Annotated in this window: 18 protein-coding genes and 1 pseudogene; 5 read left to right on the forward strand and 14 right to left on the reverse strand. The window is 73.7% G+C overall.

The genetic code is table 11. The features are described from left to right. The first annotated feature begins 6 nt into the window (after positions 1-6). Positions 7-669 carry a response regulator gene (locus ACFWBN_RS22860; protein ID WP_385178739.1) on the forward strand — a complete coding sequence of 221 codons (663 nt, stop codon included), beginning with the start codon at positions 7-9 and terminating at the stop codon, positions 667-669. A gap of 15 nt (positions 670-684) precedes the next feature. Here ACFWBN_RS22860 and ACFWBN_RS22865 read toward each other — a convergent pair whose 3' ends face one another. After that, positions 685-1659, reverse strand: a complete 975-nt coding sequence (locus ACFWBN_RS22865) for a C40 family peptidase (protein ID WP_385178740.1) — start codon at positions 1657-1659, stop codon at positions 685-687. Positions 1660-1701: 42 nt separating this feature from the next. Further along, the gene (locus ACFWBN_RS22870; protein ID WP_385178741.1) at positions 1702-2853 is read right to left on the reverse strand and encodes an SPFH domain-containing protein; all 1152 of its coding nucleotides are present in this window, start codon (positions 2851-2853) and stop codon (positions 1702-1704) included. Positions 2854-3163: 310 nt separating this feature from the next. Between ACFWBN_RS22870 and ACFWBN_RS22875 the strand changes: the two genes are divergently transcribed. After that, on the forward strand, positions 3164-5254 hold the full coding sequence (locus ACFWBN_RS22875; protein ID WP_385178742.1) for a SpoIIE family protein phosphatase: 2091 nt from the start codon (positions 3164-3166) through the stop codon (positions 5252-5254). 28 nt (positions 5255-5282) lie between these two features. On the opposite strand, the gene ACFWBN_RS22880 is transcribed toward ACFWBN_RS22875, so the two are convergent. The 4 genes from ACFWBN_RS22880 to ACFWBN_RS22895 all read right to left on the reverse strand — a co-directional run bounded on the left by ACFWBN_RS22880 (position 5283) and on the right by ACFWBN_RS22895 (position 9530). After that, positions 5283-5981 (reverse strand): alpha/beta fold hydrolase, encoded by a 699-nt coding sequence (locus ACFWBN_RS22880; RefSeq protein WP_385178743.1) that lies wholly within the window; start codon positions 5979-5981, stop codon positions 5283-5285. Positions 5982-6019: 38 nt separating this feature from the next. Next, positions 6020-7942 carry an ABC transporter permease gene (locus tag ACFWBN_RS22885; RefSeq protein WP_385178744.1) on the reverse strand — a complete coding sequence of 641 codons (1923 nt, stop codon included), beginning with the start codon at positions 7940-7942 and terminating at the stop codon, positions 6020-6022. 276 nt (positions 7943-8218) lie between these two features. Continuing rightward, entirely contained in the window at positions 8219-9040 is an 822-nt protein-coding gene (gene modA / locus ACFWBN_RS22890) for a molybdate ABC transporter substrate-binding protein (RefSeq protein WP_385178745.1), read from the reverse strand. Between the two features lie 94 nt (positions 9041-9134). After that, entirely contained in the window at positions 9135-9530 is a 396-nt protein-coding gene (locus tag ACFWBN_RS22895; RefSeq protein WP_385178746.1) for a molybdopterin-binding protein, read from the reverse strand. A gap of 134 nt (positions 9531-9664) precedes the next feature. Here ACFWBN_RS22895 and ACFWBN_RS22900 point away from each other — a divergent pair, with 134 nt between their 5' ends. After that, positions 9665-10054 carry an RNA-binding S4 domain-containing protein gene (locus ACFWBN_RS22900; protein WP_385178747.1) on the forward strand — a complete coding sequence of 130 codons (390 nt, stop codon included), beginning with the start codon at positions 9665-9667 and terminating at the stop codon, positions 10052-10054. Between the two features lie 34 nt (positions 10055-10088). Here ACFWBN_RS22900 and ACFWBN_RS22905 read toward each other — a convergent pair whose 3' ends face one another. The 4 genes and pseudogenes from ACFWBN_RS22905 to ACFWBN_RS22920 all read right to left on the reverse strand — a co-directional run. Further along, complete coding sequence (locus ACFWBN_RS22905) at positions 10089-10508, reverse strand: PTS-dependent dihydroxyacetone kinase phosphotransferase subunit DhaM (RefSeq protein WP_385178748.1); 420 nt, start codon at positions 10506-10508, stop codon at positions 10089-10091. Continuing rightward, complete coding sequence (gene dhaL / locus ACFWBN_RS22910; protein WP_385178749.1) at positions 10505-11110, reverse strand: dihydroxyacetone kinase subunit DhaL; 606 nt, start codon at positions 11108-11110, stop codon at positions 10505-10507. The genes ACFWBN_RS22905 and dhaL overlap by 4 nt, the downstream gene beginning before the upstream one ends. 62 nt (positions 11111-11172) lie before the next feature. Then, the gene (dhaK, locus tag ACFWBN_RS22915) at positions 11173-12177 is read right to left on the reverse strand and encodes a dihydroxyacetone kinase subunit DhaK (protein ID WP_385178750.1); all 1005 of its coding nucleotides are present in this window, start codon (positions 12175-12177) and stop codon (positions 11173-11175) included. A 214-nt stretch (positions 12178-12391) separates the two neighbouring features. Then, positions 12392-13870, reverse strand: a pseudogene (locus tag ACFWBN_RS22920) (MMPL family transporter); the annotation flags it as partial. A 198-nt stretch (positions 13871-14068) separates the two neighbouring features. Here ACFWBN_RS22920 and ACFWBN_RS22925 point away from each other — a divergent pair. Both ACFWBN_RS22925 and ACFWBN_RS22930 read left to right on the forward strand, forming a co-directional pair. Further along, positions 14069-14599, forward strand: coding sequence for a toxin-antitoxin system HicB family antitoxin (locus ACFWBN_RS22925; protein WP_385178751.1), 531 nt, complete (start codon positions 14069-14071; stop codon positions 14597-14599). Between the two features lie 38 nt (positions 14600-14637). Continuing rightward, on the forward strand, positions 14638-15891 hold the full coding sequence (locus ACFWBN_RS22930; protein WP_385178752.1) for a cytochrome P450: 1254 nt from the start codon (positions 14638-14640) through the stop codon (positions 15889-15891). Between the two features lie 4 nt (positions 15892-15895). Here the strand turns inward: ACFWBN_RS22930 and ACFWBN_RS22935 are convergent, their stop codons facing one another. From ACFWBN_RS22935 to ACFWBN_RS22950, 4 genes are all read right to left on the reverse strand, one after another. Next, positions 15896-16456, reverse strand: coding sequence for a hypothetical protein (locus ACFWBN_RS22935; RefSeq protein WP_385178753.1), 561 nt, complete (start codon positions 16454-16456; stop codon positions 15896-15898). Between the two features lie 220 nt (positions 16457-16676). Continuing rightward, positions 16677-17519: a GNAT family N-acetyltransferase gene (locus ACFWBN_RS22940; RefSeq protein WP_385178754.1), complete on the reverse strand. Its 843-nt coding sequence runs from the start codon at positions 17517-17519 to the stop codon at positions 16677-16679. 372 nt (positions 17520-17891) lie between these two features. Further along, entirely contained in the window at positions 17892-18623 is a 732-nt protein-coding gene (locus tag ACFWBN_RS22945) for an alpha/beta fold hydrolase (protein ID WP_385178755.1), read from the reverse strand. Between the two features lie 278 nt (positions 18624-18901). Beyond that, entirely contained in the window at positions 18902-21445 is a 2544-nt protein-coding gene (locus tag ACFWBN_RS22950; RefSeq protein WP_385178756.1) for an ATP-binding protein, read from the reverse strand. Positions 21446-21467: the final 22 nt, after the last annotated feature.

The raw sequence follows: 21467 nt of genomic DNA on the forward strand, positions 1-21467 counted from the left end.
GCGCCGGTGATCCGGGTACTGCTGGTCGACGACGACGCGATCGTCCGCGCCGGGCTGAGCCTGATGCTGGGCGGCGCCCCGGACATCGAGCTCGTCGGGCAGGCCGCCGACGGTGCGGAGGTGCCCGCGCTGGTCGCCGCGCTGCGGCCCGACCTGGTCCTGATGGACATCCGCATGCCGGGCGTCGACGGGCTGGCGGCCACCGAGGAGCTCCGGACCCGGCCCGGCGCCCCGGAGGTGCTGGTCCTCACCACCTTCCACACCGACGGACACGTCCTGCGGGCGCTGCGCGCCGGCGCGGCCGGGTTCCTCCTGAAGGACACCCCGCCGCACGAGATCGTGACGGCGATCCGGACGGTGGCCGCCGGGGACCCGGTGCTGTCCCCGGCGGTCACCCGCCGCCTGATGGACCAGGTGGCGGGCGGCTCCGGGCAGGACACCCGGGCGGCCGCCGCCCGCGCCCGGCTGGAACGGCTGGCCGAGCGCGAGCGGGAGGTGGCCCTGGCGGTCGGGCGCGGCCTCTCCAATGCGGAGATCGCGCGGGAACTGCACCTCGCGCTGCCCACGGTGAAGACGCACGTGTCGCGGATCCTGACCCGGCTGGACCTCAACAACCGGGTCCAGATCGCCCTGTTGGTCCACGACGCGAGCGCGACCGGCCCGTCCTGACCGGAGGTCACCGCACTAGCGGACCCGGCCGTACATGTTCGGGTCGTACGCGCTGAAGCTGGAGATCCGGACGTTCTTGCCGGGGCGCGGGGCCTCCAGGTACTTGCCGTCGCCGAGGTGGATCGCCACGTGGTGGATGCCCGACACCGAGCCGTTCGAGCTCCAGAAGACCAGGTCCCCGCGGCGCAGTTCGGAGCGGGAGATCGGGGTGGCGGCCCGGTACTGGTCGTCGGCGACCCGGGGGAGGGAGATCCCGGCGCTGCGGTAGGCGGCCTGGACCAGGCCGGAGCAGTCCCAGCCGTGCGGGCCGTTGCCGCCCCAGACGTACGGGTCGCCGAGGTGGCCGTTGGCGAAGGCGACGGCGCCTTCGGTGCCCTGGCGCAGGGGGGTTCCCGAGCCCGAGGAGCCCGATCCCGACGAGTCCGACGAACCCGAGCCGGACGAACCCGAGCCGGACGAACCCGAGCCGGACGAACCCGAGCCGGACGAACCCGAGCCGGCCGAGCCCGAGCCGCCCGAACGGCCCGCGAAGCGCTCGTACTTCTCCTTGTGGCCGGTCCAGCGCCACCAGCCCGTCGCGTCCTTGTACCAGTAGACGCGGTCCGTGGCGTCCCAGCCCGCGCGGCCGCGGAAGGTCGGCTCGGAGCTGCGTACGGCGGACCCCGTCCCCTGCGCCGGCGTGGCGCCGCGGCCCGACTGGCCGGTCTTCGCCGCGTACTTGTCGTAGTGGGAGGTCCAGCGCCACCAGCCGGTCTCGTCCTTGTACCAGTACTTCGACCCGTCCCAGCCGGCCTTCGAGGGCGCGGGCTCGGCCGCGGCGGTGCCCGCTCCGGCGCCGATCAGCAGGGTGGCGCCGACGGCCGCGACCACGGCTCCGCGCACGGTGCAGCGGCGGCGTGCGGCCGCGGCGGTGAGGGCCGTGGTGCCGCGGGCGCAGCCGGTGCAGTCGCAGCTGTCGGGTATGTCCTCGGTGAACTCGGGTGTGCGCATGCGTGGTTCCTCTTCCATCGGGGGTGTTTCCTCGGGGGTGGTTCAGCGGGCGTCGGCGGCGGGGCCGCGCGCCGTGTAGAAGGCCACGGTCAAGTCCTTGACCAGGGCCTTCCGTTCGTAGTCGTCCAGGCTCACGAGTCCGCGGTCGGACATCCGGTGGACGGTGTCGTCGACGGCGTCGATGACGGAGGTGAGGACGGAGTCGCGGTACCGGGCGTCGATGGCCGCGATCCGGCGGCGCTGCATCGCGGCGGCGACCTCCGGGGCGTACTCGACGTGCAGCGGCCGGGCGGAGAACACCTCGATGCCGACGGCCCGGCATTCGGCCGCGAGCAGCGCGGTCAGCTCGTCACCGACGGCCTCGGTGTCGCGCAGGGTCTCCGGCTCGGCCCCGCCCGGCGGCCGGAAGGAGTCGGCCGGCATCCGGGAGAGCACCCGGGCCGTCGCGGATTCCACCTGTCCGCGCAGGTAGGCGGCGTGGTCCTCGACGGACAGCAGGGCCCGGGCGGTGTCCCTGACCCGCCACACCACCAGGACCACGGCCCGCAGGGCGGTGCCCTCGGAGTCGACGACGGGCAGCGGTTCGCTGCGCCAGTGCCGCAGCCTCACGTCGACCCGGGCGTGCCGGGGCAGCGGGCTGGACCAGATGAGTCCGGTACGGCGGATCGTGCCGCGGTAGCGGCCGAAGAGGGTCAGTGCCCAGGCGTGGCCGGTGCGGCCGCGGCGCAGCCCGGCCGGCGCGGTGAGGGCGAGGACGGCGCAGGTGGCGAGCGCGGCGAGGGGCCAGGCCTCGGCGGCGGTGCGGGGGAGGGGGCCGTGGAGGCGGAGGTCCTCGTGCCGTGCGAGCAGGGCGGCGCCGGCCCCGGCGAGCACCACGGCGAGCAGGGCCCACCAGCCGGAAAGAGCCCGGGCGGGGTGCTCGGCGAGCTTCGGGTCGAGAACGGGCGGCAGGGTGCGCCGGGCGGGCGCGGGAGGCGCCGGGGCCGCCCGGGAGGCGCCCCGTGCAGGCGGCGGGGCCGGAGCCGGGGCCGCCGGCCGCGGTATCGCCCCGCCGGCCACGGGCTGCTGCCGCAGCGTCTGCGGGCCGTCCCGGTCGCCGCCGGAGGGGCCCGGTTCCTCGTCGCGGAAGAGCGGGCCGAGGACCAGGGGGTCCCGGTAGGGGCGGACCACCACACCACGGGAGGCGCCGGCCACCGCGCGTATCCGCCCGGGTCTCGTGCCCTCCCCGGCTCCGTCCCCCTCCGCTCCTCCCACGTCCTCGGCCGGCTCTCCGGTCGGTATCGGCGCTTGCGACAAGCCACACCCCACACAACCATGGGCGTCAACCTGCCCGTGTCGGCAGGCTGTTGACGCCGCAAAAGATGATCAAGATTGTGTCGATCTTCGCGGAATCGTATAAGCCCGACATTCGGGAAAGGTCCTGACAGGCCGGGACTTTGGTCCCTTTTCCTGATCCGATCCGTCCCGTGGGGACACCGGCGGGCGGGAGTGAGACCCTGGCTGCATGGCCCTGAGGGGACGGAACCCCGAGGTCGACTGGCCCGCGCGGCCGGATACGAGCCTTGCGCTCAACCGCATGGGCACCTTCGACTGGGACCTCGACAGCGGGCGGCTGCACCTGGACCCGACCGCCCTCGAGGTCCTCGACCTGCGCCCGGACGAGTTCACCGGTACCTCCGAGGGGCTGCGCGCGCGCCTCGCGCCCGCCGAGGAGGCCCGGCTCGACGCCCGGGTCGCGCAGGCGCTGAAGGACGGCCGCAGCCACTACGGGGCCTACGTGCGCAGCCGCCGCCGGGACGGGTCACCGGCCTGGACCCACATCCAGGGGCATATCCTGCGGGACCCGCGGGGTCGCCCGTACCGCGTCATCGGGATCCTCCGCGACGCCGCCCACGACCCCGGCGAGCCCGGCGCGGAAGGGGCCGCCGGGGAGCAGGCCGAGGGGCGGCGTCGGATGACCGGGGTCGTCGAGCGGACCACGGCCATCCTCGCCCACGCCCGCACCGTCAACGACGTCACCGACATCCTCAAGGACCCGCAGGCCCTCGGGCACCTCGGCGCGGTCAGCGTGATGCTGGGCGTCGTCGACGGCGGCCGCATCCACCTGGTCGCGGAGGGGCAGCTGGGTTCGTACGTACCCGAGATCGAATACACGCGGATCGATGCGCGGCTCCCGATGAGCGAGGCCGTGCGCACCATGCAGCCGGTCTACCTCGCCGCACGCGAGGAGTTCCAGGTCCGCTACCCGGATTTGTGGCCGTACATCGAGCCGCTGTCCGTCCGCAGCGGGGTCTACCTGCCGCTGATCGCCCAGGGACGGCCCATCGGCGCGCTCGGGCTGCTCTACACCCGCGACGGGGACTTCACCGCCGAGGAGCGGAACGTACTGATGGCGCTCGGCAGCGGCATCGCGCAGAGCCTGCAGCGCGCCATCCTCTTCGAGCAGGAGCACGACCTGGCGGAGGGGCTCCAGCGGGCCATGCTGCCCCGCCGGATCCCGGAGGTGCCGGGGGTGCGGATCGCCGTACGGTACCGCTCGGCCCGGATGGGGCGGGACGTCGGCGGCGACTGGTACGACGTGATCCCGCTCGGCGAGGGTCGGGTCGGGGTGATGATCGGCGACGTGGAGGGGCACGACACGGACGCGGCCGCCGTCATGGGGCAGCTGCGCATCGCGCTGCGCGCGTACGCGGCCGAGGGGCACACCCCGGGGACGGCGATGGCGCGGGCCTCGGCCTTCCTGCGCGATCTGGAAACGGAACGGTTCGCCACCTGCACCTACGCCGAGGTGGACCTCAACACCGGCATGCTCCGCATGGTCCGCGCCGGCCACCTGGACCCGATCGTGCGGCGCGGCGACGGCAGCGTCCACCGGATCCAGGTGGCCGGCGGCCTCCCGCTCGGGCTGCCGCCCCGAGACCCTCCCGGTACGGGGACGGGCACCGGCTACCCGGTCACCAGCCTCGAACTGCACCCGGGCGACACCCTGCTGCTGTGCACGGACGGTCTGATCGAACGGCCCGGGCAGGATCCCGACACCGGCATGCGGGAGCTGATCACCGCCGTCCAGGGAGGCCCGGTCGACGTGCAGGAACTCGCCGACGTGTTGTGCGACCTGGTCGGCGACTCGGGCGGCGGGGACGACATGGCCCTGCTGGTCCTGCGCCGCCGCGGCACCCCCGCCGCCCGCGGCGGCGGTCCGCTGCGCCACCGGCTGGAACCCGGCGACCCGGAGGCCCCGGCGATGGCCCGCCATCTGATCCGGGCGGCGGTGGCCGCCTGGGGGGCGCCGGACAGGGCCGACGAGATCGAACTGGCGGCGGACGAGCTCATGACCAACGCCCTGGTCCACACGGAGGGCGGCGGCGAGGTCGGCATGCGGCTGACGGCGGAGGGGCGCATCCGCATCGAGGTCGAGGATTCCAGCAGCGCCCTGCCGAGGCCGCGCGAAGCCGGGGACTGGGCGGTGTCGGGCCGTGGCCTCCTCTTGGTGGACCGCCTCTCGGACGCCTGGGGCGTGGAACCCCGGGGCGGCGGCAAATGCGTATGGTGCGAATTCGCCGTGGCGGCCGCCCCGGCGCCGGTGCCCGGCTGACCCGGACCGCGGCGTACGGTCTCCCGCGTCAGGAGGCGGCCGCGGCCAGGAGTATCTCCGCCAGTTCGCGCGGGCGGGAGAACATCGGCCAGTGGCCGGTGTCCATCCGGACCAGCCGCCAGTTGTCGCCGGTCAGCAGCCGGGCCACGTCCTCGTTCGGCTCGGGGCCGTCCAGCAGGCACTTGACGTACGTCGTCGGCAGCTCGCCGAGCGGGCGGGCCAGTACGGCCGGTTCGGACAGTGTGGCTCCCGGGTGCGGGGTGGCGCCGTCCACGATCCGCGCGATCTGATCGGCGCCGAGGCCCTGGCCCTCGCAGTCGGACGCGGTCAACGGCGCCCAGAAGCCGCCGTTTCCGGATATCGCGGCCTCCAGCTTCGCCGGGCCCTCCCACCACGTGGAGACGAAGGACTCCCCGTCGGCCGGGACGTTGGAGTCGACGAAGACCACCCGGGCCAGCCGGTCGCCGATCCGCTCGGCGGCCTGGCCGACCGGGATGCCCGCGTAGCTGTGCCCGACCAGGACGACATCGCGCAGGTCGAGGCGCTCGACCTCCTCGACGACGTTCCGCACGTGCGTCTGCTGCCCGGCCGGTTCGGCCCGTCTCTCGGCGAGGCCGGACAGCGTCAGGGCGTGGGCGCCGTGGCCCGCCGCACGCAGCTGCGGCGTCACCTCGTCCCACGCCCACGATCCGAGCCAAGCACCTGCCACCAGTACGAAGTTCGTCATGATCGACAAAGTAGCGGAGGGGTCTGACAATCCGGCCGTCAGAGGCGTACGAGCGTGACCTCGGTGGCCTTCACGCTGGTCCACACCTCGGCGCCGTCGACGATGCCCAGTTCGGCCGCCGCCTCCGGGGTGATCTCCGCGACCAGGTCGGGGGCCCCGGCCGGGGCGATCAGCACGCGCAGCCGGCTGCCGACCGCGGTGATCTCCCGTACGGTGCCCTGCCAGACGTTGCGGGGGCTGCCGCTCGGCTGCTTCCGGTGCACCGACACCGCCTCCGGGGCGATGATCGCCAGCGCCTGCGCCCCCTCGGGCAGCGCCTCGGCGACCACCAGCCGGCCCCCGGCGGCGAGGGCCAGCCCGTCGGCCGACGCGGTGCCCGGCCAGGCGTTGCGCCCCAGCATCCGGGCCACCCACGGGGAGCGCGGATGCCGGGTCACCTCGGCGGGCGGCGCGTCCTGGAGGGTCTGCCCGTCGGCCAGTACGAGGACCCGGTCGGCCAGCGACACCGCCTCGACGGGATCGTGCGTGACGATCAGGCAGACCCCGCCGAAGCCCGCCAGATGCGTGCGCAGGGTGTGCCGGACGTGGGCCCTCGTCGTCTGGTCGAGGGCGGCGAGCGGCTCGTCGAGCAGCAGCAGCCGGGGGCGTGCGGCCAGGGCGCGGGCCAGGGCCACGCGCTGGGCCTGCCCGCCGGACAGCTGGGCGGGCCGGCGCTGGGCGAGGTGCCCGACGCCGAGCCGATCCAGCCAGGCCCGCGCCTCGCGGCGGGCCTCGGCGCGCGGCACCCGGCGGGCGCGCAGCCCGTACGCCGTGTTGGCCAGGGCGCTCAGGTGCGGGAACAGCGCACCGTCCTGCGGGACCCAGGCGACCTGCCGCTTGTGCGGGGGCAGCGCGGTGACGTCGGTGTCGCCGAGCCTGAGCTCGGCATGGGCCCGCGGGGTCAGGCCGAGCAGGGCGCGCAGCAGGGTGGTCTTGCCGGCGCCGTTCTCGCCGACGACGGCGATGGTGGTGCCGGGCTCGGCGTCGAGGGTGAGCCGGTTGAAGCCGGTGACGGTGGCGTGCAGGGGCCAGTGGCCGGCTTCGCCGGGTGCGGCCGCCTGCGTGGCAACCGCCTCTACGTGGTTCTCCTCGGCCACCGGCGGCGCCTCGGCGGTCGTGCGGGCGACCGGGGTTGCCGTCCAGCGGCCGCGCAGGGCGATGAGGACGGCCATGGCGATGGCGAGGAGCAGCAGCGAGACGGAGGTGGCGGCCTCGGGCTGGTCTTGGAGCAGCAGGTACACCTGGAGCGGCAGGGTCTGGGTGGTACCGGGCAGGTTGCCGGCGAAGGTGATGGTGGCGCCGAACTCGCCGAGCGCGCGGGCCCAGGTCAGCGCGGCGCCGGCGACCAGGCCGGGGGCCACCATGGGCAGCGTCACCGTGAAGAACACGCGGACCGGCGAGGCGCCGAGGGAGGCGGCGGTCTCCTCGTAGCTCCGCTTGAGCCCGCCGAGGGCGCCCTCCAGGCTGATGACGAGGAACGGCATGGCCACGAAGGTGGCCGCGACGACCGCGCCCGAGGTGTGGAAGGGCAGGGTGATCCCGAAGCTGTCCTCCAGCCAGGGCCCGAGCAGCCCGCGCCGCCCGAAGCCGAGCAGCAGGGCCACACCGCCGACGGTCGGCGGCAGCACCATGGGGAGCAGCACCAGCGAGCGGACCAGGGCCTTGCCCTTGAACTCCACGCGGGCCAGCAGCCAGGCGAGCGGCACGCCGAGGAGGAGCGAGAAGCCGAGGGCCCACAGCGACACGACGAGCGAGAGCTTCAGGGCCTGGACCACACCGGGGCTGGTGAGGTGCGCGCCGAGCTCGCCCCACTGGGTGCGGGTGAGGATGCCGATCAGCGGCAGCAGCAGGAACGCGACGGCGAGCAGCGCGGGGAGCGCCAGGGTCACGGGGGGCCGGGTGCGGGTGCGGAGTCTGCTCATCGGGTTCCTGGCTGAGGGCGGGGAGGGGCGGGGCGGGCGGCTGCGGGGGAAGCGTACGCGGGCGCCCCCTGGGGCCGCTGACTCACGGGCTGCCGGTCGCAGGTCGGGCCGGATCAGGCCGGATCAGGCCGCGGTGCGGGGCCGGGGCATCGCCGTCCGGCCCGTACGACGGTCGGGTCGGCCCGTACGACGGTCGGCCCGCGCGCAAACGCCGCGAGGGGCTGCCTATCCCCCCGGAACAGGCAGTCCCTCGCGGCGTTCGGGCACGGCCGAGGACTACGGCCGCTGGAAGCCCGCGTCCTGGAGGATCTTCTGCGCCTCCGGCGTGCTCAGCCAGGCCACGAACGCGGCCGCGGCCTCGGGGTTCTTGGACTGCTTGATCGTGGCGGCCGGGTAGGAGGCCACCGCGTTCTGGTCGTCCGGGATCTCCACGGAGACGACCTTGTCACCGGACTTGGCGGAGTCGGTCTTGTAGACGAGCCCCGCGTCCGCCTCGCCCAGCTCCACCTTGCTCAGCACGGCGCGGACGTTCGGCTCCTGGGACACGGGCTTCACCGTGACGCCCTGCTTCTCCAGGATCTCCTTGCTGTACCGGCCGACGGGGACCTCGGGCGCGGCGAGCACGACCTTGAGCTTGCTGTCGGCCAGGTCCTTGAGTTCGTCGATCTTGAAGGGGTTGCCCTTGCCCGCGGCGATGACCAGGCGGTTCTTGGCGATGACCTTGGCCTCGCCGGTCTCGGCCTTCAGGCCGTCCATGGTCTTCGTGTCGGCCGTGGCCAGGGCGTCGGCGGGCGCACCCTGCTTGACCTGCGCCGCGAGCTCCTGGGAACCGGCGAAGGAGAAGGTGATCTTCGTGCCCGGGTGGGCCTTCTCGTACGCGGCGCCCGCCGTCTTGAACACGTCGGTGAGGGAGGAGGCGGCCAGGACGGTGAGGTTCACGGCCTTGGGCTCGGCGGAGGCGGAGGCCGAGGCCGAGGCTTCGGCCCCGCTCTTCTTCGCGCCGTCGGCGCTGCTGTTGCCGCAGGCGGCCAGCGGGACGAGGAGGGCGGCGGTCAGCGCGGCGGCGGCGGCGCGGCGGCGGGTCAGGGTCGGGGACATGAGCGGAGCTCCTCGGTCGGGTCTGCGGCCGGCCGGGTGCCGGTTCCGCGTGGTGGGTGACCCGCGCCGGTGACGGGCGGAGCGGGTGGGGACGTCAGGTGCGGTCGATGTGCACGCTGGTGGACTTCACGCGGGCGATGGCCTGCATGCCGACCTCCAGCCCGAGTTCCTCGACGGCCTCACGGGTGAGCAGGGAGACGAGGCGGTGGGGACCTGCCTGGATCTCGACCTGAGCGGCCACATCGCCGAGCCGGACGGCCGTGACGATGCCGGGGAAGGCGTTGCGCGCCGAGGTGTACGGCTCTCCGTCCTCGAGGTGGGCGCCCTGGCCGACCTCGACGGAGAAAGCGGCCAGGTCACGGCCGTTGATCAGGCGACGGCCGCCCTCGTCGCGATGGGTCGCGACCCGGCCGGCGTCGGCCCAGCGGCGCGCGGTGTCCGGGCTGACGCCCAGCAGGCGTGCCGCCTGTCCGATGGTGTAGGACTGCATGTGCGACAAGGTAGGGGCACGCGTGGCGCATTTGCAATTCCCTTGGGGTGAGGTACATGGCAGATGCCATGCCCGTTGGTGCATCCCCCAAATACAGTTCCGCTCCTTCTTGCCCGTCTCGCTAGAGTCGGGTCATGGCTGATGAGGTGACGGGAACGGAAACGGGAACCGTGCGGGTGGACGCGTGGATCTGGTCCGTGCGCCTGACGAAGACCCGCTCGACGGCGGCGACCGCCTGCCGGGCGGGTCACGTGAAGGTCAACGGGGAGCGCGCCAAGCCGGCGCAGCCGGTCCGCGCGGGCGACGAGGTGCGGCTCTTCCACGCGGGGCGCGAGCGGATCGTCGTGGTCCGCCGGCCGGTGTCCAAGCGGGTGGGCGCTCCGGTCGCCGCCGAATGCCTCATCGACAAGAGCCCCCCGCCGCCCACCCCCGTCGAGGCCGCGGTGGTGGGCATCCGCGACCGCGGAGCGGGCCGCCCGACCAAGCGCGAACGCCGCGAGATCGAATCCCTGCGCGGCCGCTGAACCCGGTCCCCGCGCCGCGGGTCGCGGCGCGGGCTCAGGCCTTGCGGTACGCGTACGCCTCGCCGGCGGCCGATTCGACCGCCGGCAGCGCGACTCCCGCGGAGGCGGCCACCACCGCCGCCACCGCGCCCTCCACGAACGGCGCGTCCACCAGCCGGGAGCCCGGCGGCAGTTCGTCCTCCAGCAGCAGCGCCTTCACCGTGAGCACCGAGCTGCCCAGGTCCGCCAGCAGGGCGACCCCGGCGCCGCGGTCCACCTCCCGCGCGGCCGCGACGATCAACTCCGCGCTCGTGCCGAGGCCGCCCTCGGCCGTGCCGCCCGCCGCGGCCACCGGGGCCATCGGTCCGCCCGCCGCCAGGCCCCGCGCCAGCTCCGCCACCGACGCGGCGACCGACGCGCTGTGCGACACCAGCACGATGCCGACCAGGCCGTCGTCCTCCCGGCCGCCCGTCACAGCACGCCGTCCGCAACGTCCGCCAGGGCCCCCAGCAGGAGCGCCGACGAGGTGGCGCCAGGATCCTGGTGGCCGATGCTCCGCTCGCCGAGGTAGCTCGCCCGGCCCTTGCGCGCCTGCATCGGCACCGTCGCCAGGGCCCCGTTCTCCGCCGCGTCCCCGGCCGCCCGGTACGAGGTGCTCAGCGCGGCGACCCCCGGCACCAGGGCGTCCAGCATCGTCTTGTCGCCCGGCGCCGCCCCGCCCAGCACCGCCACCGCGCCGACCCCCGCGTACAGGGCCTCGCGCAGCTCGTCGTCGGACACCTCGGCGGCCTCCCCGAGCGCCTTGCCCGTGCGCCGCAGCAGCGTCCCGTACAGCGGCCCCGAGGCGCCGCCGACCGTCGAGATCAGCGTCCGCCCGGCGAGCTGGAGCACAGCCCCCGGCGCCGCCGGGGCCTCCGCGTCCAGGGCCGCCCGTACGGCGGTGAAGCCCCGCAGCAGGTTGCTCCCGTGGTCGGCGTCCCCGATCGGGGAGTCGAGCTCCGTCAGCCGGTCCGCCTCGCGCTCCACCGCGGCCGCGGCGGCCGCCATCCACCGCCGGAAGAAGTCTGCGTCTCGCACCGGATCTCCTCGCCTCGCGCCCGTCTTGCCGGTCCCGTCGCCACCTTAGGGGTGTCCGGCGGTCAGCGCCCCCAGCGCAGCGCCGCCGTCCGGACGGGCGCGTCCCACAACCGCAGCAGCTCCTCGTCGACGCGGCACAGCGTCACCGAACACCCCGCCATGTCCAGCGAGGTGACGTAGTTGCCGACGAGCGTCCGCGCCACCGTCATGCCGCGCGCACCCAGCAGCCGCGCCACCTCCGCGTGGAACCCGTACAGCTCCAGCAGCGGTGTCGCCCCCATCCCGTTGACCAGCGCCAGCACGGGCCCGTCGGCCGGAGCCACCTGCGCCAGCTCCTCCAGTACGGCGCCCACCGCGACCTCCGCGATCTCCCGCGCCGGCATCATCGCGCGCCGCTCCCGGCCCGGCTCGCCGTGGATCCCGATCCCCAGCTCCAGCTCCCCGTCCGGCAGATCGAAGGTCGGGCTGCCCTTCGCGGGCGTCGTGCAGGCGCTCAGCGCCACCCCGAAGCTGCGCGAGCACTCGTTGACCCGCCGGGCGAGCGCCGCGACCCGCTCCAGCGGCGCGCCCTCCTCGGCCGCCGCCCCGGCGATCTTCTCGACGAACAGGGTGGCCCCGGTGCCGCGCCGCCCGGCGGTGTACAGGCTGTCGGTCACCGCCACGTCGTCGTTGACCAGCACCCGCTCGATCCGCAGGCCGTCCTCCTCGGCGAGTTCGGCGGCCATCTCGAAGTTCAGCACGTCACCGGTGTAGTTCTTGACGACGAACAGCACCCCCTGCCCGGCGTCCACGGCCGAGGCGGCCCGCAGCATCTGGTCGGGTACGGGGGAGGTGAACACCTCCCCGGGGCACGCGGCCGACAGCATCCCGTACCCCACGAACCCGGCGTGCAGCGGCTCGTGCCCGGAGCCGCCCCCGGACACCACCCCGACGCGCCCGCCCTCCCGCGCGTCCCGCCGTACGACCACCCGTCGCTCCACGTCGACGTCCAGTTCGGGATGGGCGGCCGCCATCCCCCGCAGGGCGTCCGCGACCACGGTTTCGGGACTGTTGATGAGCATCCTCATGGGTGTCTCCTGGTGAGGTTGATGCTGATCTCTTGCCGACTTCAACGGGCGAACCGTCCGGCGGCGTGCCGGCCTGCCGCACATCGCCCACTGCGACGGTAGGGGAGCCCGCCCCGCAGGGACAGGCAGACGGGGTCCCGGGCGTGGCACGGCGCGCGGACGGGCCGCCCCGGCCGGTGTCACGGCCGGGGCGGCCCGTCGGGCGGTGGCGTCGTCAGCGGGAGGAGTCCGCGAGGTGCGGCTTCCGCTCCCGGTGGACGGCAGGTGCCGCGGCGTCCAGCTCCGCGCCTGCCACGTCGACGTTGGGCAGGATCCGGTCCAGCCACCCCGGCAGCCACCAGGCCGACCGGCCGAGCAGGGCGAACAGGGCCGGGACGATGGCCATGCGGACGACGAACGCGTCGAAGAGGACGGCCGTGGCCAGGGCGAAGCCGATCATCTTGATGAGGTCGTTCTGTTCGGTGATGAAGCCGGAGAACACGCTGACCATGATGATCGCGGCCGCGCCGACCACGCGTCCGCCGTAGCGGAAGCCGGTGACGACGGCCTCGCCGGGCCGCGCCCCGTGGACGTAGGCCTCCCGCATCCGGCTGACCAGGAACACCTCGTAGTCCATCGCGAGGCCGAACACCACGCCGATCATGAAGATCGGCATCGTGCTCATGACGGGGCCGGCCTCCTTGACGCCGAAGACGTCGGCGAGCCAGCCCCATTGGAAGACCGCCACCACGGCTCCGAGGGCCGCGCCGACCGACAGCAGGAAGCCGAGGGCGGCCTTGAGCGGGACGAGGATCGAGCGGACGACGAGGACCAGGAGGAGGAAGGCGAGGCCCACCACGAGGGCGAGGTACGGCACCAGGGCGGCGTCGAGGGTCTTGGAGAAGTCGATGAACATCGCCGTCTGGCCGGTCACGAGGATCTCGCCCGCACCCGTGGAGGTCTCGATCCCGCCCACGCCGTCGCGCAGGACGCGCACCAGTTCCTCGGTGGCGTGGTCGGCCGGTCCGGTGCTCGGTACGAGGTTCAGGATCGCGGTGTCGTTGCCCGCGTTGGGCACGGCCGGCGAGACGGAGGCGACCCCGTCCAGCCCGGCCAGCGCCTTGCCGACGGCGCCGGCCGCGGTCGAGGCGTCCCCGGCGCTCACGGTGATGGTGAGGGGTCCGTTGAAGCCGGGGCCGAAGGACTCCGACAGCATGTCGTACGCCTTGCGCTGGGTGGTTTCGGCGGCCATCGTGCCCTCGCCGGGCAGCCCCAGTTCCAGGCTCGCGGCGGGCAGTGCCATCGCGCCCAGTCCGAGCACCCCGACGAGCAGGACGGCCACCGGGTGGCGCGGCACGTAACGGGCCCAGCGCGTCCCGAGGTTGGGCTTCTTCCGCGCGGCCCGCCTGGCGGCCTTGCGCTGTTGGCGGGCGGAGAGCGGCTTGCCGTTGACCGCCTTGCGGTCGATGCGGCGCAGCACCTTGACCGGGGCGAAGCCGAGCAGCGCGGGGACGAGGGTGATCGCGATGAGGACGGCGACGGCGACGGTGCCCGCGGCGGCCGTGCCCATCTTGGTGAGCATCGGGATGTTCGCCACGGCGAGTCCGGCGAGCGCGATGACGACGGTGAGGCCCGCGAAGACGACCGCCGATCCGGCGGTGCCGACGGCGCGGCCCGCGGCCTCGCGGGGCTCACCGCCCTCGGCGATCTCCGAGCCAGGACCGTGTGGCACCACAATGGCACCTTAATGGCGCCATCGCAACCATCTGGCGCCACGTGCTGGCATCAGGCGCCAGGTGTTGATGTCATCGGCTCATTGGATTCCCCGGCGCTGGGCGCCTACTGCCAGCCGTAAGGGATGACGCCCCACCTACTCGCCCACCACGCGCCATCGGTGTGCCATAGTGGCGTCATGGACCTCACGCCGTATGTCGACAACCTCCGGCACGAGCTCGCCGTCGCCGCGGCCGCGGGTGGGGACGAAGCCCGGGCTCTGGCCGAGCGGCTGACCGCACCGCTGGAATCCGCTGCCCGGCTCACGCTGCTGAAAGCCCTGTCCGCCGCCATGGACGAGGTCACCTGCGAGCTCGCTCCCGGGTCGGTCGACGTACGACTGCGGGGCCTGGAACCCACGTTCGTGGTGACGCCGCCGCCGGCTTCGGACTCGTACGGCGAGTTCCCGCCGACGGCGCCCGCGCCGTCTGCCCCGCCTGCCCCGCCCCATGCGGCGGACGGCGAGGAAGGCGGCACCGCGCGGATCAACCTCCGCCTTCCCGCCCACCTCAAGGCGCGTGCCGAGGAAGCGGCGGGTCAGGAGGGGCTGTCGGTCAACGCCTGGCTGGTCCGGGTGATGGCGGCGGCCCTTGAGCCCGGCCGGCACGAGCGCCCCTCCGGGGCCGATCGGGGCCGGAGCGGGGAGAGTTTCACCGGCTGGGCGCGCTGACCCGGCCACACCCAACCCATACGAATTGGAGTACAGACATGTCCGAACCCACCTCCGTCCCGCTCGCGTTAACCCATGCCGCGGTCGACGACGCCTCGCACGGCTACGCGCCGTTGATGCGGGTGACGTTGCCGCAGATGAAGACACCCGTATGGCTGGCCACGCGGTACGACGTGGTCAAGGCGGCTCTCGGGGACAGCCGCTTCGTACGGGATCTCGCGAAGGTTCCGGGCGCCGAGGGCGGCGGCGTGGGCGCGGAGTTGCTCGATGACGCGGGGCTGCCACAGGAGTACCGGCAGTACCTGGAGATCCTGGTGATGGTCGACGGTCCGGAACACACCCGGCTGCGTACGCACGTGATGCGGGCCTTCGCGCCCCGCCGGATCGCCGCGCTGCGGCCGCGGATCGAGCGCATCGCCCACGAGCTGACCGAGGAACTCGCCGCGAAGAAAGGGGAGTTCGACCTGTTGCACGCCTTCGCTTACCCGCTGATGACGAACGTGATCTGCGAGATCATCGGAGTCGAGGAGGCGGACTGGCCGAAGGTCGGCGGCTGGATCCGGGACTACGAGTCGGGCGAGCCGGACCGCTTCACCGCCGGCATCGACCACCTCGCCGCGTACATCGACGGCCTGTTGGACCGCCGCGCCGCCGCGCCCGCCGAGGACCTGGCCTCCGACCTCCTGCGATCCAGCGCCGAGGCGGAGGAGGGGCAGCGGCTCACCCGGCAGGAGATGATCGCGCTGGTGTTCCTGCTCATCAACACCGGGATAACGCCCCCGGCCCTCTTCATCGCCGACGCGGTGCTCACCCTCCTCGACCACCCGCAGGAGGTGGCACGGCTGCGCACGGAACCCGAACTGCTGCCGCGCGCCGTGCAGGAGCTGCTGAGGTACGTGTCCACGGTGCGGATCGGCGCCACCCTGTACGCCACCGAGGACATCGAGCTCGGCGGTGTCCTGGTCCGCCGCGGCGAGGGCGTCACCAGTGCACTGTTCGCCGCCAACCGCGACCCGGGCACCTTCGGCGAGGCCGAGACCGAGGCCGAGGCCGACGCCGGGAAGCTGGACCTCACCCGTGAGGCGGCGCGCGGCGCCGGTCACATCGCGTACGGGCACGGCGCGCACCGCTGCATCGGAGCCGCGCTCGCCAACCTGCAGACCGAGGTGATCCTCGACCAACTGCTGCTGCGGCGCGACACCCTCAGGCTCGCCGTGGCGCGGGACGCCGTCGAACGCGTCGGATTCGCCGGCGAGGGCACCTACCCGGTCGCGGTGCCGGTCCGCTTCTGAGGGGTCACCGCAAGCCGGAGACCTTGAAGACGGTGTGGGCCGTCTCGCGGTCGATGCGCTCGGCCAGCTGTCGCAGGGCGGTCGCACCGCACAGCAGGGTGCCGCGCCGGATCGACGTACGCGTGTCCGTGTCGAGTCGGCGCCACATCGCGGGATTGCGGATCAGGACGGTCGGGTCGATCTCGACCTGGCCCCCCTCCGCGTCACGGAGGACCATCCGCTGGGCCACCCCGTCGGACCAGCGGACCGAGACGAGGCAGTCGGTACGGACCGTGTCCGTCAGCAGCAGTCCGCGCGCGCTCAGCAGACCGGGACCTACGGATACCCGGGGCGGGAGCAAGATCACGAAGACCAGGCCGGCCAGGCCGGTCCAGAGGACGCCGCGGGTCACGTCAAGGCCGCCGAAGCCCGCGTCCATGGCGAACAGGGCCGTGAACAGGAGGAACCCGACACCGATCGCCGAGCGCCTCTCACCGGCCCAGTGGATGTCGTGCGCGAAGGGTCCCGGAAGTGCCGCTTCGGCGCCGTGTGCGCCGGTGGCGGCCCGAGTGAAATGTCGTCCCATGACAGCGACGTTAGGGCCGGCGGAGGCCTTGGTGCCGGACCCTGACGCACCGCTGATGCGGTGGCTACGGGATTCTGACGGTGCGGTGACGGCCGCTCCGTCGACCGGGTGAAGACGGCGCGCCGGGCGGGCACGTATCAGCCGGCCCCGTGCCGCCCGGCGGCGAGGCGGATCTGCCACAGCAGGACGGAACGCTCCCACATCTGCATCCCGCGGGTGGTCAGGAGGAGTTGATACTGCGGACCCTCATGCGCCGAGGGCGGTGCCCCGCGGGGACCGGGGTCGCCGCCCGGGTCTCGCGGGCCAGGGCGCGTCCAGTGGCGTGGTGGACGTATTCGCGGGTCAGCCGGAAGCCGGCCGTCCAGGCCAGCAGCCGGCCGGCCCGGTTGTCGCGCGAGCAGCACCAGCTCGCGATGTGTCCCCGTGCCTGGACGTCGGCCGTCAGGCCGGCGACGCAGGCCAGTGCGAGGCACTCGCGGCGGCGGTCGGGCGCGGTGACGACCGCGATGTCCTCGTAGGCGCTGCCGAGGAAGTAGGTGCAGGCCACGGAGAGGACCCGGCCGCCCTTGCCGAATGCCGCCCAGCCGTGACCGGAGGCGGCGAGCCCGGCGGGTCCGCCCCAACTGGCGTGTATCCAGGCGTGCCCGGAGGGCAGATCGGCCAGTGCCGGAACGTCCGCGGGCGTCAGCCGCCGCACCGTCACGCCTCGCGGCGTGCGGGGGCGGGACACCGGTGCCTGCGCCTGGTGGACGTACAGCATCCGGTCCCAGGGGACGACGCGCTCGAAGGCGGAGCCGAGGGCCGGCCAGAACCGTGCGGACGTCTCGACGTACTGGTCCGCGAACCGGGCCAGGGCGTCCGGGGCGAGCACGCTCGGGTCGCCGCGCAGCAGCACGTGGTCCGCACAGCTGACGGCGAGGACGCGGGGCCGGTCGGGGCGGTCGGCCCACCAGTGGCCGGCGCCGGTGGTCAGCACGTGCTCGGCGAGAGCCCCCGGACCGGGGGAGCCGGTGGGAAACCAACGGCTCAGGACGGGAAGCAGCTGCGGGGTGATCTCGATCATGAAGGGTCTCCAGGTGCTGCACGGGTTCGCTGCGGGCACGCCGGTACGTCTCCGACTGGCGGGCGGACCGGCGGAGTGCGAAGGGTGGGCCCCGTGCCTGCCCGGGGGAACGGTGCGTCAGCGCACCGGCGGGTGAGCAGCGCGCGGGGCCGGGCGCACCATATGTGGTGGCCGGTCGTCGTGGCGCAGACCGCTGTTCACACCGTTCATCCAACTGTTGTGTGACACAGGGCTCAAGGAGATCGGCCAGTCCTTGACACAGCTCTGATGCGGACGAAGCGGTCGTGGAGACCGAGGAGTTCACCGTCGACCTGCTCGCGAACAAGGCCGCCGCCTACGCGTCGTCGCCGACCGTCGTCTCGACGTTCCGGCTCATACGAGGGCCGCCAGCCGCCCGGGGTGTTCCTCGACCACGAGGTGGCCGGCGTCCGGGACGACGTGCAGATCGGCGTCGAGGAGGGTACGGACCGCCGGGGCGAGTCGTCGCGGCGGCAGGAACACGTCGTGCGCTCCGGTGGTGACCCACCGGGGAACGGCCCGCGCGGGGAGGTCGGCGGCGCCGGGAGCTCCACTCGACCGGGAGTGGCGTGCGACCAGCGTCATCCACTCCACCAATTCCTCGCGGGGCTGGTGGCCGGGCGCGAGCATGGCCCGCAGGAGCCGGGCGCTGCGCGCCGGGGTCGGCCGGGCGAACCAGGCGGCGGAGACTGCCAGCAGCCCGGGTGTGAGGCGCAGCCTGCCCAGGCCGCCGGGTGAGACGAGCACCAGCCGGTCGATGCGCGGTGACGGGCTGGACAGGGCGATGGCGGCTCCGAAGGAGTGCCCGACCACCACCACGGGCCCGCTCGCCGTAGCCCCGTCGAGGACCTCGCCCAGCCATGTGCCGTACCAGGACAGGTGGCGGCCGGATCTTCCGCGTGCCCCGGAGCTGAGACCGGGTTGTCCGGGGACGTCCGGCAGGACGAGCCGATGGCCGGCTGCGACAAGGGCGGTGGCCAGGGGCAGAGATGCGGCGGCGTTGAAGTTCGTACCCGGTACGAAGACGACCGTGGTCGGGCCGGAGCCGGCGCTCACCAGGTGGGTCCGTGCTCCGTTGGCGGTCATCGTCGTCCGCTCGTGCGGCACCGGCCATGCGTCGAGCCGGTCGGTGCACCAGCGGCGGATGTGCTCCCGGCCCGCCGTGCTGCGGTAGATGGAGTCCGTGCGGCGAGTATCCCGTCATCCTGCGGCTGGTCGATCTGCGGGGCGTGGAAGTGCGGCGGACCTGTCGGAGGGCCGCGGCCGTCGCACAACACATGAGCCGCCCGGCAACCGGTGTGGGGATACCGGGGCCGGGCGGCTCGCGTGGTTATCGGTCGTCAGCTCGCGCTCCGGGCACCTGTTCAGGTGACCGCCGAGGTCGGGAGCTCCGCGGGGGCCGGCGGGGTGCCGCCCGCCATGGGGAGGGTGAGCACCATGGTGAGGCCGCCGCCGGGGGTGTCCTCGGCCGCGAGGGTGCCGCCGATGGCCTCGGTGAAGCCGCGGGCGACCGCGAGTCCGAGGCCCACGCCCGCCCCGCGCGGGGCGTCCCCGTGCCGCTGGAACGGCTCGAAGATACGGGCCTTGGCCTCGTCCGGGACGCCCGGGCCGCGGTCGACGACGCGGAGCTCGACCCGGCGCCCCAGGGTGCTGGCGGAGACGTGGACGGGCCGGCCGGCGGGGCTGTACTTGACGGCGTTCTCGACGATGTTGGCGACGGCCCGCTCCAGCAGACCCCGGTCCACGGCCACCATCGGCAGGGTCTCGGGGATGTCCAGGTCCACGCTGTCCTCCGGTACGCCGCCCAGCGCCATCGGGACGACCTCGTCGAGGTCCGTTTCGCGGATCAGGGGCACGACGGTGCCGGTGTTGAGGCGGGACATGTCGAGGAGGTTGCCGATCAGGGCGGCGAGGCGGTCGGCGCCGTTCTCGATGCCTTCGAGGAGTTCGGCCTTGTCGTCCTCGGACCATTCGACGTCGGCGGAGCGCAGGGAGCTGACGGATGCTTTGATGCCGGCGAGCGGCGTGCGCAGGTCGTGGCTGACGGCGGCGAGCAGGGCGGTGCGGATGCGGTTGCCCTCGGCGAGTTCCTTGGCCTTCCCCGCCTCGTCGACCAGGCGCTGGCGGTCGAGTACGACGGCTGCCTGCGCGGCGAAGGCGCCGAGCACCCGGCGGTCCTCCGCCGGGAGCACCCGGCCGGTCAGAGCCAGCGCCATGGTGTCGCCTATGGGCAGGTCGACGTCGGCGTCCTCGGGGCGACCGACCGGGCCGGTGCCGACGGACGCCGCCGTGGTCCACGAGTCGACTTCGCTGGTGCGCTCCAGGAGGACGGCCGACTGCATGGCGAAGGTCTCGCGGAGCCGCTCCAGGAGGGCGTCGAGGGAGTCCTCGCCGCGCAGGACGCTGCCCGCCAGGAAGGAGAGGATCTCGGACTCGGCACGCAGCCGGGCGGCCTGGTGGGTGCGGCGGGCGGCCAGGTCGACCACCGAGGCCACGGACACCGCCACACCGACGAAGATCGCGATGGCGACGATGTTCTTGGGGTCGGAGATGGTGAACCGGTACAGCGGCGGGGTGTAGAAGTAGTTCAGCAGCAGGGACCCGACGGCCGCCGAGGCAAGGGCGGGGAGCAGTCCGCCGAGCATGGCCGCCGCCACCGTGAAGGTGAGGAAGAGCAGCATGTCGTTCGCGAGCCCGAGGTCGGGCACGACCTGGCTCAGCAGGACGGTGAGCAGCGCGGGGCCGACGATGCCGGTCAGCCAGCCCCAGATGATGCGGGAGCGCCCCAGACGCGCGCCGCGCGCGACCGGGAGGCCGCGGCCCTTGGCGGCCTCGTCGTGGGTGACGATGTGGACGTCGAGGTCGGGTCCTGATTCGCGGGCGACGGTGGCGCTGACGCCGGGCCTGAAGACGGACTGCCAGGAGCGGCGGCGGCTGACGCCGAGGACGATCTGCGTGGCGTTGACGCCGCGGGCGAACTCCAGCAGTGCGTCGGGGACGTTGTCGCCTATGACGTGGTGGAAGGTGCCGCCGAGGTCCTCGACCAGGGTGCGCTGGACGGCCAGTTCCTTGGGGGACGCGGACGTCAGGCCGTCGCTCGCGGCGATGTAGACGGCGAGGACCTCGCCGCCCGCGCCCTTCTCGGCGAGCCGGGCGGCGCGGCGGATGAGCGTACGCCCTTCGGGGCCGCCGGTGAGGCCGACGACGATGCGTTCACGGGCCTGCCAGGTGGAGCGGATGTTGTGCTCGCCCCGGTACTCCCGGAGGTACTCGTCGACCCGGTCGGCGACCCAGAGCAGCGCGAGTTCGCGCAGGGCGGTCAGGTTGCCGGGGCGGAAGTAGTTCGAGAGCGCCGCGTCGACCTTGTCGGGCTGGTAGACGTTGCCGTGGGCCATCCGGCGGCGCAGCGCCTGCGGGGACATGTCGACCAGCTCGATCTGGTCGGCCCGGCGGGCGACTTCGTCCGGTACGGTCTCGCGCTGCCGGACACCGGTGATCGTCTCGACCACGTCGCCGAGCGATTCCAGGTGCTGGATGTTGACGGTCGAGACGACGTCGATGCCGGCCTGGAGCAGTTCCTCCACGTCCTGCCAGCGCTTGGCGTTGCGCGAGCCCGGCACGTTGGTGTGGGCGAGCTCGTCCACCAACGCGACGGCCGGGCGCCGCGCGAGGATCGCGTCCACGTCCATCTCCGTGAACGTGGAGCCGCGGTACTCCAGCCTGCGCCGCTCGACGAGTTCGAGCCCGTGCAGCATGACCTCGGTGCGCGGGCGGCCGTGGTGCTCGACGAAGCCGACGACGCAGTCGGTGCCCCGCTCGATCCTGCGGTGCGCCTCGGAGAGCATCGCGTACGTCTTGCCGACGCCCGGCGCTGCGCCGAGGTAGATGCGGAGCTTGCCGCGTCCCATGTTCCGACTCTTCTTCTCTGCT

Source organism: Streptomyces sp. NPDC059989, from assembly GCF_042736975.1.
Taxonomy (GTDB): Bacteria; Actinomycetota; Actinomycetes; order Streptomycetales; family Streptomycetaceae; genus Streptomyces.

Coding starts and splice junctions, on each gene's coding strand:
- ACFWBN_RS22895 (WP_385178746.1), bottom strand. CDS start 9,530: ATGCAGTCCTACACCATCGGACAGGCGGCACGCCTGCTGGGCGTCAGC.
- ACFWBN_RS22945 (WP_385178755.1), bottom strand. CDS start 18,623: ATGACCGCCAACGGAGCACGGACCCACCTGGTGAGCGCCGGCTCCGGC.
- ACFWBN_RS22875 (WP_385178742.1), top strand. CDS start 3,164: ATGGCCCTGAGGGGACGGAACCCCGAGGTCGACTGGCCCGCGCGGCCG.
- ACFWBN_RS22880 (WP_385178743.1), bottom strand. CDS start 5,981: ATGACGAACTTCGTACTGGTGGCAGGTGCTTGGCTCGGATCGTGGGCG.
- ACFWBN_RS22930 (WP_385178752.1), top strand. CDS start 14,638: ATGTCCGAACCCACCTCCGTCCCGCTCGCGTTAACCCATGCCGCGGTC.
- ACFWBN_RS22935 (WP_385178753.1), bottom strand. CDS start 16,456: ATGGGACGACATTTCACTCGGGCCGCCACCGGCGCACACGGCGCCGAA.
- ACFWBN_RS22940 (WP_385178754.1), bottom strand. CDS start 17,519: ATGATCGAGATCACCCCGCAGCTGCTTCCCGTCCTGAGCCGTTGGTTT.
- ACFWBN_RS22925 (WP_385178751.1), top strand. CDS start 14,069: ATGGACCTCACGCCGTATGTCGACAACCTCCGGCACGAGCTCGCCGTC.
- ACFWBN_RS22950 (WP_385178756.1), bottom strand. CDS start 21,445: ATGGGACGCGGCAAGCTCCGCATCTACCTCGGCGCAGCGCCGGGCGTC.
- ACFWBN_RS22885 (WP_385178744.1), bottom strand. CDS start 7,942: ATGAGCAGACTCCGCACCCGCACCCGGCCCCCCGTGACCCTGGCGCTC.
- ACFWBN_RS22900 (WP_385178747.1), top strand. CDS start 9,665: ATGGCTGATGAGGTGACGGGAACGGAAACGGGAACCGTGCGGGTGGAC.
- dhaK (WP_385178750.1), bottom strand. CDS start 12,177: ATGAGGATGCTCATCAACAGTCCCGAAACCGTGGTCGCGGACGCCCTG.
- ACFWBN_RS22865 (WP_385178740.1), bottom strand. CDS start 1,659: ATGCGCACACCCGAGTTCACCGAGGACATACCCGACAGCTGCGACTGC.
- modA (WP_385178745.1), bottom strand. CDS start 9,040: ATGTCCCCGACCCTGACCCGCCGCCGCGCCGCCGCCGCCGCGCTGACC.